Here is a 12,242-nt window from a genome sequence, read left to right as displayed (position 1 = left end):
CGGGGCCGGGCGGTGAAAAGGTTGCATCCATCAGGGACGTGCGGCCGCCCGGAATCCGGTCCAGCGCAGCTCGCCGGTGAGGTGGCCGAGGTCGTTGAACATCACCAGGGTCGGCGACAGCCCGGCCCGGTACTCGATCACGGTGAGTCCCGTGTTCGCGCTGTCCAGGCCGAGCCACCGGGTGAGCGGGGCCTCCAGCGCGTCGCGCACCAGCCACGCGATCGGGTACGCGTGCGTGATCAGCACCTCGTGCGAGTCGGGCCCGGTCCGCTCGGGGGCCTTGGCGAAGCGCGCCACCAGGGCATCCGCGGTCCGCCTGCCCGCCGCGGCCTCGCCTTCGTCGAAGCCGTCGAAGAAGCCGGCCCAGGCCCGGGGCATCTCCTCCGGGCCCGGCACGTACGGCACGTGGTCAACGAGCTCGGCGGCCTCCGCCACCGGCACGTCCGGCAGGTGCCGGGCGAGTTCGCGCGCGCTCGCGGCGGCGCGCGGCAGCATCGAGTGCCACACCGCGTCGATCCGCAGCCCGGCGAGTCGCCGGCCGAGCAGTCCGGCCTGTTCGTACCCGGCGGGGGTCAGCTCGCCGAAGGCGTCCGCCGCGCCGTGCCTGGCCAGATAGACATGCCGTGTGCCCATGCGGCCCTACCCGCGCTGGAGGCCGAGCGTCGACAGCAGGTCCTCGTGCAGCTCCATCCACACGGAGTGGCAGGACGCGACGCCGACCCCGGTCACCCACTGGCCCTCCCCCGCGCGGGCCCGGGCCAGCCCGGTCTCGAACCGCTCGTGGTAGCCGTCGAACCGGGTCAGCACGCCGGTGAGCCCGCCGATCAGCGCGGTGAGCTCGCCGCCGATCGCGGTGAGCTCGCCGAGGACCCGGCCGTCCCACTGCGGGTCGCTGTGGTCGTTGGACGCCAGCCGGTTGCCCTCGGCCGGGCGCAGCTGCCAGTCGGTGCAGGCCTTCACCAGCCGGCCGTTCAGGACCTCGAACTCCTTGTGCGCCTGCTCGACGGCGGTCCGGGCGCCGGCCCGGTCGAGCTCCTCGCCCAGCTTCCGGGCGTCCTCGGCGCGGCCACGCTCGGTGAGCGTCCAGCCGGAGGTGCCGCCGAACTCGGCGCGGGTCACCCATCCGTACGCCTCGAAGTCCTCGAGCAGCTCGGTGGTGGTGTCCAGGTCCAGGCCGGTGCGCAGGGCGACCGCCGCGTCGTCGGCCATACCCTTCACCCGCACGGCGTGCAGGACGGACAGATCCGGCGGTGAGGCGTGTGTCATGGCAGAGAGCATTCAGGCTCGCGCGGGCGGGCGTCAACGCGCCATGCATAATCCACGCATATCAGGTGAGGGGAGAAGCGGTTGCTGGTGGACCTGGCCGACGCAGTGCCCGCGACGTCCGGCGGCAAGGCCGCCGTGCTCGCCCGGCTCCTGAAGGCGGGGCTACCGGTGCCGCCCGGCTTCGTGGTGCCGAACACCGCGTACGAGCAAGCGGCCGAGCTGGTCGAGGAGATCGGCCGGGAGCTGCCGCGGATCGGCGGCGGATACGTCGCCGTGCGCTCGTCGGCCTCCGGCGAGGACACCGCCGACGCCACCGCCGCGGGGCAGCACGACACCTTCCTCGGCGTACGCGGCCCGGATGAGGTGGCCGAGGCCGTGCGCGGCTGCTGGGCCTCGCTGTGGTCCGAGCGGGCCGTGGAGTATCGGCGCCGGCGGGGAGACACGGGGTCGCCGACGATCGCCGTGCTCGTGCAGCGCCTGGTGGACGCCGACGTCGCCGGGGTGATGTTCACCGGCGACGACGTCCGGCTGGAGGCGTCCTGGGGTCTCGGCGAGAGCGTCGTCGGCGGCCGCGTCACGCCCGACTCCTGGACGGTCACCGGCGACGGCATCACCCGCCGGGCGCTCGGCACGAAGCAGACCCGGATAGACCGCACCGTCACCCGCGAGGTGGCACCGGCCGACCGCGACCGCTTCTGCCTCACCGACGAAGAAGTCACTCTCCTCGCGGCGCTCGGCAGGCGGGTCTCCGACCTGCTGGGCGGTCCGCAGGACATCGAGTGGGCGATCGCCGATTCCCGGATCTGGATCCTCCAGGCCCGGCCGGTCACCAGCGCCCTGCCCGCCGCGGCGGCACCCGCCGCGGAGGACGACAGCGCATTCACCGGTACGCCCGGAAGCCCCGGAACCGCCACGGGACCGGCGCGCGTGGTGCACGGCCCCGCCGACTTCGCCCGCGTCCGCCCCGGCGACGTGCTGGTGTGCCGCACCACGGACCCGGCCTGGACCCCGCTGTTCGGCGTCGTCGCCGCGGTCGTCACCGAGACCGGCGGCCTGCTCTCACACGCCGCGATCGTGGCCCGCGAACTGGGCCTCCCAGCCGTCCTGGCGATCCCGGCCGCAACCACAACCCTGCCCGACGGCGCGCCGCTCGAGGTGAACGGCAGCACGGGCAGGGTCGCGGTCCGCGACACCTAACGCGCTAGAAGATCCACGTCTGATACGGGTTGTCGAGGATGCAGTACTTCAGGCGGACACCCTGCGAAACGCTGCCGTCGAGGCACAGGCCGGGACCGAGCAGGTGGTTTCCGTCGTGCCGCCGCCAGTGCTGGTAATTGCTGCCTTGGTCGCAGTCGTTGAGCCGGATGCCCTGGGAAACGCTGCCGTCCAGGCACTTAGGACCAATCGAAGGACATGCCCAGGCGGTCGGCGAGTGCCGCGTTGTGCGGCCGGTAGTAGGCGGTCAGCTCGGCGCGGACGGCGTCGTCCATGCCCGCGCTGGGCCGGTCGTTGAAGACGTCGTAGGCCGGCAGCTCGTACGGCGGCAGCCCGATGAAGTCCAGGATCCGCGCATAGGTCGCGGCCGGCTCGCGGTACAGCGCCTCGCTGGCGACGAAGAGCAACTGCCCCCGGTCGAAATGGTCCAGCCACGGCGTCAGGTGCTCGAGATAACGGCCCCGGGCCCGGTAGGAGTACCAGTCGTACGCCTCGCTGTGGTAGTTCTCGTCGGCGAGCAGCCGGTCCCGCTCCCCCGCCGTCCGGGACTCCTCGGCGGCCAGCGCCGCGGCGAAGTCGAGCGGCTCGACGCCCTCGGTGCGCCGCTCCTTCCAGTGCGAGTACGCCCGCTCGACCGGGTCACGCAGCAGCACGATCATCCGGGCTCGCGGCATCAGCTCGGCAACCCGGGCCGGCACCAGCGGATGGAACATGTACAGCGGCGCGGCCTCGCCGACCTTCGGCGGCGCACCGTGCTTGCGCTCCAGCGCCGCCCGCTGCCGCTCGGTCGGGAAGTGCGAGCGGTACCAAGCCTCCCCGCGCGGCCAGTTCTCCTCGAAGTAGTGCGAGGTCTTCGTGTTCCACGCCGGGAAGAGCCGCGGCACCAGCGGGTGCTGGATCAGGTAGCGCCACAGCGACGTCGTGCCGCCGCGCTTCGTGCCGATCACCAGGAAGTCGGGCAGCGGCCGCCGGTCGCTGGTCCGCTCGCCGTAGCGGACCATCAGCTCCCGGACCTGTTCCGTGGCGGCCCGCGGTGCGACGCTCTTGATCCGGTCCTTCACGGTCACGGCGAGGCCTCCTGGGTCTTCACTGCGTCGATGGGGCTGACAAAGTTCCCCATCGCATGACCTTCCCGAGCAGTCTTGTCCATCAGTTCCGTCCACAGCGATCTGGGGGATCGGTTGTTCTCGGTGTTCAAGCCTGCTGTCGTGCCGGGGCCCGGTCCGGGATCACCACCTCGCGATCAACCGGACCGTCAACCGCCGCCATCGCCAGCCCGATCGCGAAGAACATCAGCGACAGATTGATGTCGGTGTACCCGTAGAACGGGGTGATCACCAACGCGATCACAGGGATGGCGCTCAGCCACTTGCCAGCCGGGCTGACCGCCGCCGCCAGTCGGCGCGCGATCACCCCGAAGAAGGCCAGAAAGATTAGCAGCGCTGGGATCCCATAGCTGTACATCACCAGCCAGACCTGGCCCTGTGTACCAAGCGGTTCGGCGGCGTGGGTGGTGTCCACCAACCGGGGACCGCCGTATCCGAGTAGGGGTGATTCTAGGACAGCTTGGACTGTCTGAGCATATATGTCCGCCCGGTCAGTGGTGGAGGTGGTGTTTTCTACCCGGTTCGCAATCAGGTCACCGATGGGGATGAACAGCGTAGCGATCCAGGCCAGCACGGCCACCCCGGCGATCGACGCAATCAGGCGAAAGTCACGACGAAGCAGCGCGCGAAGCCCCAAATAGAGCATCCCGGCGCCGAGCCCGATGAACATCCCTCGGTTTAGGGTGAGAAATGCTGGCACGAGGGACAGCGGCAGAGACACGATTACTGCGCCCCGGAGCATCCCCCGCCGCACCGAAGTAAGGTACGCGACGACACACGGCACCAAGACCGCAAACGCGGTGCCGAAATTGTTGGTGTATGGGTACGGTGCCGACGTCCGGTAAAACGGGTTGCGGGAGAGCGCGTTGTACTCTGTCGCGTGGCTGTGCACCAGCGCGCGAATCCCGCGACCGGCTGACACACTCTTCGGCAGCAGCATCTCGACCGGTGTGGTGATCGCAAAAGACGGTTTGAATACGCCGATCCAGCCCACCGCGACCAGTCCAAGCCAGTAGAAACAGAGCGGCCCGAACAGCAGCCGCCAGCGCGCGCCGTCACGGGCCGCGTTGTAGACGTACAGATAGACGATGAACGCAGTGATGAGGAACCCGAGTCGCAAACCGGGCATGACCAGCGCGGTCGCAGACTCCACCCGAGTGGCACTGACCACCACCACCGCGGCCAGGACCAACCACATCGCCGAGCCGGCGGGCAGGGTGATCCTGCCCCGGCTTGCGAGGACCACAGCCAGCGCCAAACCGAACAACGGCCAGCCAAGGTGCAACAGGCCGAGCCCCCACCAGAGCGGCATGAGCCCGAACATGGCATAGAGCGGCCACAGCGGCAGCACCACCCCTCGATCAATCCCGCGCACGGCAGTCATTCTGTGCTAGCTCTGCCCCCATGTCACGCGCGGGACGAGCCTTGGAGCGTGAGAGAGCCCCTGAGACGCTGCCTGCGGATCGCACCGCCTCTTCCAGGACCATGCCCTCGGTCATCCGCCACTGCAGGCCCCGGCGGTGGAGTCTGCCCACAGTGCGCGAGCCTGCAGCGGCGAATGCCGCAGCGCGGGCCCGGCCTGATCGGATCGTCAGAACCTTGCCCGCGCCACTTCCCCGAGATGCAAATTCCACAAACTCAATCGGCGATGCAGATCGCCTGCGGCGAGTTGAGGCCTACCCAAAAATGAGCCGTCTCCCGGTCAACACCGCGGATGAGCACCGTGTCGCGTCCCAGCCTCCGTGGATGATGGGGAGAGCTCAGCGACGCCATCCGCTGCCTGCCGAGGGCCGCCGCGACGATCACGGTCAGGGTAACGAGCGACGTAACATGCGGGGGCATCCACGAGTCGAGCACGAGGTCGGCGACACCGAGGGCCACGGCCGCGACGATCCCGATCGGCAGGACCCATCGTTTCCAGATCATCTGCCGTCGGCAGGCCCGGGAGAACCGATCCGCGGTCGCGGGATCGACCGTGAGGCTGATCTCGATCCGCCGCTGCAGCGGCCTGCCTAGCACACAGGTCCGCACGATGACCGCCGCACTGGCCCCATCGACGATCGACCGCGGCGGCGGCGTGAGGGCCGCCGCCGCAGTGGCGGCGACCCACACGTCTACCGTGGACTTCAAGCCCGCGTCCCGGTGCTGACGCTTGTCAGCGGATCACCGGTCGACCCATCTCGGCCGGGAATTGCAGTATCCACCGCGGTACGAGAAGGTCGACCACAGCCCCTGCCATTTCGTGTTGTAATAGCGGCGATAGCGGAATTTAAGCGTCGCACCGGCCTCCTCGTCGTCACATTTGTCATCGTAATTATCCCAAGCCCAATCCTTGAGGACGGAAGCCGCCAACGCGAAGGCTGCAGAAAACGCATGGAGTCCGACAAGTCCAAAAATGATGGCGGCTCTGTCGTAATAGTTGCCGAACCGCTTGAAATTATGGAAGTCCTTGTCGGATATGTAGCATCTGAAGTACAGGCTCCCGCGCCAGCCTCCCCAGCCACCCCACCAGTAGTACCATTTCGTGGTGGCGGTGCTTGTCTTCCAACATGACATGTTTCCCGATAGATCATTCTTGTTGACGGGGTCTCCGTCAGAGTATTCGTAGTTGTTCGAGCTTCCGCCGTAGATCGGATCGACTGAGAGAAACCGCCCACTAGTTGGGTTGTACAGCCGGACGCCCATGACCATGATCCCGGCGGGGGCATCGGCGGCTCGCTGCTGGGCACCGTGCCAGCCGTATCGAACCTTGCCGACTTCTGCCGCATTGCGCGCCTGTCCGTATTCGTCGAAGTCGCGCGTGGATGTCAGACCCGCACTGCTGCCGCTGATGGACGCGACGACGTCGCCGTGCATATTGCTGATCTGCCAGTCCGACTGCGAGGCGGCGCTGTTCCAGATGGCAGCCATGCCGCCCAGCCCACGGATCACCCGGGTGTAGCGGGTCGCGGTCTCCTGCGTCCATGTGGGGTTGTCTTCGTCATCTGCGTAATGATGTGTGCTCTGGACGGCAGTTCCCGTGATGTTGTCAGTCCAGAATCGCGTCCGCGAGCGGAGAACATCCACCGTGTAATCCGTAGTGCGACCGTTCTGCGTCACGGTGCTGACCATGTCGTTGACGTAGTAGCCGATGGTGACGTTGCCGGCGGCGTTCTGCGTCTCGGCCGAAGGCAGGGTCGTGGTGCGACCGAGTAGGTCGTAGACGTAGCCGTTAGTCGTAGCACGGTCCGCGTTGTCGTAGCTGGAGCTCTTCGACGTGGCGGCGGTCGCCGTCTGACATTTTCCGTCAGCCGCCTGTGCAAATGTCTTCGTGGAGGTGCGGTTACTCGACTCGTCAAAGCCGTATCTCCGGGCGGTACAGGAGCCGCCTACGGTGTCCTTGACCAGCGTCATCCGGCCGTTCATGTCGTAGTCGTAGGTGTGCTGCCCGAAAGTGTTGTTGGCCCACTGCTGCTTGTTGTGGACGTCGTACCCGACCACCTCGGAGAACAGACCACAGCTGGCCTGACCGCAACCTGGACGCGCATAGGACTGATCGAGGGCGTTGCCAATCTCATCGTAGGCACGAGTGACCACGACACCGTTCGGCCACGACTCAGTGACTACTGAGCCATCCGCGTCGTAGGCGACGGTGAATTCACCGGCCTGCGTGTCGTTGACCGCTGTCGGGAGACCACGCCGTTCACTCCCGCCGTCGTAGGTGTATGTGCGCGTCGCCTTTCCGTCATTCTGGGTGGCGACCCGTCCGAGCAGGTCGTACCCGGCCGTCGAGATATTTCCGTCGGCGTCCTTGTAAGAGATCTGCCGCCCAAGCGCGTCGTAGCCGCGGACGATCTCGGCGGTCACCGCACCGGCTGCGTTCACCGTCTGACTCCGCAGGGCCAGGCCAGTGGCCGCGTCGTACACCGCCCGGGTCTTGTCGAGCGCCTTGCCCGAACTGGCCGTGATGGCGTGCTCCACCGGGCGTCCCGCCCCGTCATACTTGATCGTGGTCGTCCTGCGGGTGCCACCCGAGTTCTTATCGACCTTCGTCCGGAGCTGACCGTACAAATCGTAGGTGGAGACCTGTACGAGGAGTTCCGGACCACTGTCAGCACCACCGCCAGGCTGGACCCGACAGACGAGCCCGGCCCATTCGGCCCGGCCGCCACACTCGGCGTAGGTCTCGTTGACGGCATTGGTGTAGTACACCGTGGCACGTGTGGCCGGCGTCGTATCGACGCTGCCACCCGCCGGACCGGTCGTGACAGTAACCCGGCCCGCGGCGTCGTAAGCCGTGCGGCTGGTCATCTCCATGCCACCGGGATCAGTCGTCTCCGCGATGACATCACGGAGGGTCCAGTCGTAGCGGGTGGTCGTCGTGCGTACGTCATCATCGACACGCTGGCCGGCGTTGACGTAGGACACCGACGACCGCTGCGTGGTCACGAGGTCGAACGGCCCACCCGAGTCCGGGGCACCCTCGTCATAGGTGAAGCGGGTGTGCGCACGTCCTCGCACTGTGGTGCCCGACGCCGGTAGCACGACGTCGTGCTCCGGCCCGAAGTTCTCCAGTTCCCGCCGTCCGTCGGTCGAGTAGACGGTGACCTGTGACAATGCGATTGCCAATTGGGCCTCCGCGGAGGGTGTATCTGTGGCGGAGGCGCCAAGAGCCCTCTGTCGGTTACCTCCGGACAACTCCTGCACGATGTTGCCATTGCCGTCGTACCAGGTCGTGGACAGGTAACCGCCAGGCTCAGCCTCGTTGACCATCCTGGCGTTGGCGTCCAGGTAGGTCACCGTTGCCCGGTCATAGTTACTCGGCAGCGTGCCCGCTGAGGGGTTGCCGGTCGGGACCTGGGTCGCTGGGAAGACGGCGGTAGCATCGACCGGCGGCTCGGTCTGACTCCATCTGCTGGTCTGGGCGGCGGATTGGTCATACGGTGCGCCGGTCCCGGACACGGGAACGCGGTACACGACGGTCTGCACCGACGTGCCGGCGCTCAGCGCCGACCGGGTCACCTTGTACAAGCGGCCGATGGCCGGGTCGTCTGACAAGGTGGTGTAGGTGAACAGCCACGGCGGCTGCCCCGCCGGGGTAGCGGAGGTCAGCACCCCATTGCCGTCGTACTCGAACGTCAGGCGCATCGACTTGGCAGCGCCATCCTGGGTGTAGTCGAGGCGTGGGTCCCAGAACGCGCGCAACCGCCCAGTGCTGTCGAACGCGTAGCGGGCCATCACTACGGAGCGCATCGCGGGCGTGCTGAGATCCGGATCCCACGCAGTGTAGGCAACCTCCGCGATCCGGCCGGCATACGCACCCCACGTGCCGTCGGCCGTCCCAGTGGCGCTCGTGGTGGTGGAGTATCGGAACTCAAGCGCCTTGCAGCCGCGTACCAGGGTGGTACAGGTGACGCCGTCGGCCACCGGCGCAAGCAGACGGGTGGGGCGCATGATGTCCTGCCCGTCGACCGTGACCTTCTGCCATGAGTAGGTCATGGCCGTCCCCGAGCCAGGGGTGACCACATTGGTCGGGACGTAGACCCCGGCGGGGTCGGTGGAGGAGCGGCCGAAGGTGACCACGTTCCCGGATTCGTCGGTCAGCGTGTAGGTGTTGCTCGTCGAGCTGAAGGCCAGCCGGTAGGACTCGGCGCCCACCTGTGGTTCGAACGTCGTTCCCGAGCCCGTCCTGGTGAAGCCGACCGACGACTGGTCCGGCAGGCCGATCTGCACCAGGCTGCCGTACACCGTCAGGCGGGTGTACGGCGCCTCGGCACCTGGAAGTACCCCCGAGACCCATCCCGGACCGAAGAGCGGATCCAGTCCACCAGGCTGGCGCGTGTTCAGGGTGCGGGAGAGTGTCAGATCCGCCACCGAGACGTCCGTCTGCGCGAGCTGGAGATTACCCGTGATCAGGTTGACCGATCCAGGCTCGACATCAGCGGTCTCGGCCGAGGCGAGATTGCGATCGAAGAGGAACTTCACATGTTCGGCGTTTGCCCCATAGTTGTCGAGGTTGAAGAACGCGCGTACCTGCAACGGGCCGTCGCGGGGTATGCCGGCCGCGTCGACCGATGCCAGCGTGGCCGCTACATCCCAGTTCAGCTTGGGCGCCGCGCCAGCAGACAGGGCGACCGGCCAAGTGACCGCCGTCCCGCCGGTGGCATGAGTGACATGGGCGGCCGGAATCGTCGTCCACGTGTCCGAACTCGCGCGCCGCCACTGGTAGGTGACATCGGCGAAGGACGGCGTCGCGGCCGAACCGAGAACGACCTTCGCCCCGCTGACGTCACCGGGCCTCGGCGAAGTAACGGCACCGTTGCCTACTCTGAATGGGTATACCCGGGTGGTGGAGACCGTTCCAGCAGCGTTACGGCTGCGCGCGTAAAGGGCGTGCCAACCCGCCGTCATCGGCGTGATCTTGACAGTAGCCGGCTCTCCAGCAGTGGTCAGGTTGACCACCTTGCCGAGAGTCTGCACGTCAAGGCTGTAGTCGTACGCGGTCACATCAGAACTGCCGTTGGGTGAGAAGGTGAAGTCGCCGGCAGTGTTGGCGTCGCCGCCCCAGGCGTCCTGCGGGTACTGGGGTGAGCTGATTGTCGGGGCGTTGACGATAGACGTATCCACAGTGAATTCGCAGAACGACGACCAGCTCCCGCGGGTGAGGCCGTCGTCACCTCGGACACGCCACTTGAAATTGCCACCGTCGGTCAGCGCACCGGCTGCAACGGTCACGCCGAGCGTCGATCCAGACGCCGCAGCGTCGCTCATCGCGCTGCCCAGCTTGTTCGTCCCCGTCACTGCCCACCACTCGAACTCCGCCTTGACCGGCGAACCCTCGGGGTCGGTGACGGCAGCCGCCAGTTGCGGCGTCGTCTTGTTGATCTTCGGCCGGTCCGTGCCCGTCACGCATGCCGAGCTGGGCGTCGTCGATCGGACACCCACCGTCGGATAGGAGTTGTAGGTGATGTCGGCATAAGGCACTTGATCGGTATCGTCCGCGTTGCGCGACCGGAACAGCTTCGAGCCGAGAGTCGTGGTCTCTTCTGTGGCCCGCAGGCCCATGTAGGCCGTCGACTGCCCAGCCGTGGCGGCACGCTGGAAGAAGCTCGTGCCGTCGATACTTACCCAGCCGTCGTCACAGGCGGCGGAATATCCCTTGGTCTGAGTCGACGACGCCTCGTAGTTCAGCCACGTCGGCTGGCTGTCCCACCGGGTGGCCGATGATGCCGCGCCGGTGGTCCAGATCTCCCAAGAACTCGGGGTACAGGTGTTCGACCACCAGCTCCAGAAGTACACCGAGGCTGCAGTGATCTGCTTTCCGGCCAGTTGCGCGACCGGCCAGTTCACGAAGGCGTGTGCGTTGGCGGCCGGGGATCCAGCAAACAGGCCCAGTTGTAGGTCTGCGGCACCACTACGGTCCGCCGTGACATCCTGACGCACGTACGTGTCGAAGGATGTGGTTAGCGCGTTGATCTGGGGGTCGATGGTGACCGGGAACCGCGTCGCCGGGTTCTTGAGCCAGGCGGCGTTGGGCCGCACCTGCAGGGTAATGCGTCCTGGCGTGTCGGACTTGATCCGTCGGCCGACCGACTTCGATCCGGATGCGCGCTCGGTGGCGATGATGCTACGGCGGGTGGGCTCGCCAGTGCCTGGCGCGCGCTGGGCATCCCACATCTCCGCGACCGGCATCGTGCCCAGCCGTCGTCCCTTGGTGTCGTGTAGCACCAGGCCGCCGGATCGGTCCGCGGTGGACGAGGCCAGGCCGGCGCCCGTCAGCGGCAGGTCCAGCTTCGGCAGCCGGTCGACCGCGTCGCGAGACTTGACCACTACAAACTGCTCGAAACCGGACCGGGTCGCCGTCACCACCAGGTCGATGCCGGCAACCACGTCTGGATAGGTTGCCCGGTTCCCTGCCAACACGGGTGTCGGCAGCCTGCCCGGCCAGCCGAGTGCCAGGCGCTGGTCCCCTGAGCCGATCGAGGCGAGTTCGCCGGAGTTGGCGCGCGCACCGGAGATCCGGAGGTGCAGCGAGTCGGCGACGGGCTGAACCGATCCGTCGGCCGCGAGGCGCAGGTTCAGGTCGATCGGCGTCCATTTGCCGTCGCGCTTGGTTCGCACGGCAGCGGCGGACACCTTGGCGGTGATCCGGCCGTCCGGGTGAGCGATGAACTCCGAGGTCTCTGTCGTCCGTCCGGTGATACGGACGTCCAGCCCGGTCGAGCGTGCGGTGACGAGGGCCGCCGCATCATCGGGGCGTTCGACGATCTTCGGCAGAGTGGATGGTGATGGTGATGGTGGTTTCGCCGATGCCAGCGACGGCATCACGACAGTAGCGGAGCCGGCCGCCACCACCAGGGTCAGTAGGCCTGTTAGGCCGCGGCCTTGCTTCGTTCGAATCTGGCGTCCAATGCGGACAAATGTGCCGCCATGACTTCGCTTCACTCGCGTATCCCCGTGTCCATGATCAACTTTCGTAAGACCCTAAGGATTCGAAAGAAGCATGTCAATTTTCTTAACGGAGGGAATCCATACACGCCAGGTGAGGGCGTTGGACCGAGGCACGGTGTCGATGCGTCAGGCAAGTCAGGCCCAAGTTCAGGTCGCGCACGTCGACGTGTTCGTAGACCACAATGCACTCGACGCGACCGGGATATTCCTGGCTGAGGATGCCGG

The 12,242-nt window shown here is 67.0% G+C and carries 7 protein-coding genes; 1 reads left to right on the top strand and 6 read right to left on the bottom strand.

Features of this window, described 5'->3' with window-relative positions:
• Positions 1-30: 30 nt before the first annotated feature.
• Both BJ971_RS06895 and BJ971_RS06890 read right to left on the bottom strand, forming a co-directional pair.
• Positions 31-633 carry a histidine phosphatase family protein gene (locus BJ971_RS06895; RefSeq protein ID WP_184990853.1) on the bottom strand — a complete coding sequence of 201 codons (603 nt, stop codon included), beginning with the start codon at positions 631-633 and terminating at the stop codon, positions 31-33.
• 6 nt (positions 634-639) lie between these two features.
• The gene (locus BJ971_RS06890) at positions 640-1,266 is read right to left on the bottom strand and encodes a transcriptional regulator (protein ID WP_203709696.1); all 627 of its coding nucleotides are present in this window, start codon (positions 1,264-1,266) and stop codon (positions 640-642) included.
• Positions 1,267-1,353: 87 nt separating this feature from the next.
• On the opposite strand from BJ971_RS06890, the gene BJ971_RS06885 reads away from it, so the two are divergent.
• Positions 1,354-2,463, top strand: coding sequence for a PEP/pyruvate-binding domain-containing protein (locus BJ971_RS06885; protein WP_239087839.1), 1,110 nt, complete (start codon positions 1,354-1,356; stop codon positions 2,461-2,463).
• Positions 2,464-2,660: 197 nt separating this feature from the next.
• Here the strand turns inward: BJ971_RS06885 and BJ971_RS06880 are convergent, their stop codons facing one another.
• From BJ971_RS06880 to BJ971_RS06865, 4 genes are all read right to left on the bottom strand, one after another.
• Positions 2,661-3,542, bottom strand: coding sequence for a sulfotransferase domain-containing protein (locus BJ971_RS06880; protein ID WP_184998695.1), 882 nt, complete (start codon positions 3,540-3,542; stop codon positions 2,661-2,663).
• 133 nt (positions 3,543-3,675) lie between these two features.
• On the bottom strand, positions 3,676-4,962 hold the full coding sequence (locus BJ971_RS06875) for an O-antigen ligase family protein (protein WP_239087914.1): 1,287 nt from the start codon (positions 4,960-4,962) through the stop codon (positions 3,676-3,678).
• Positions 4,963-5,225: 263 nt separating this feature from the next.
• On the bottom strand, positions 5,226-5,717 hold the full coding sequence (locus BJ971_RS06870) for a hypothetical protein (RefSeq protein ID WP_184990848.1): 492 nt from the start codon (positions 5,715-5,717) through the stop codon (positions 5,226-5,228).
• 33 nt (positions 5,718-5,750) lie between these two features.
• On the bottom strand, positions 5,751-11,891 hold the full coding sequence (locus tag BJ971_RS06865; protein WP_184998693.1) for an RHS repeat-associated core domain-containing protein: 6,141 nt from the start codon (positions 11,889-11,891) through the stop codon (positions 5,751-5,753).
• Between the last annotated feature and the right edge of the window lie 351 nt (positions 11,892-12,242).

The sequence above is a fragment of the Amorphoplanes digitatis genome (genome assembly GCF_014205335.1).
Lineage (GTDB): Bacteria > Actinomycetota > Actinomycetes > Mycobacteriales > Micromonosporaceae > Actinoplanes > Actinoplanes digitatus.
The sequence above is the reverse complement of the archived record's forward strand: the minus strand, read 5'-3'. Positions and strand labels throughout refer to the sequence as shown.

Excerpts from the sequence above, each read along its gene's own strand:
- BJ971_RS06895 (WP_184990853.1), bottom strand. The coding sequence starts at position 633 with ATGGGCACACGGCATGTCTATCTGGCCAGGCACGGCGCGGCGGACGCC.
- BJ971_RS06890 (WP_203709696.1), bottom strand. The coding sequence starts at position 1,266 with ATGACACACGCCTCACCGCCGGATCTGTCCGTCCTGCACGCCGTGCGG.
- BJ971_RS06865 (WP_184998693.1), bottom strand. The coding sequence starts at position 11,891 with ATGCCGTCGCTGGCATCGGCGAAACCACCATCACCATCACCATCCACT.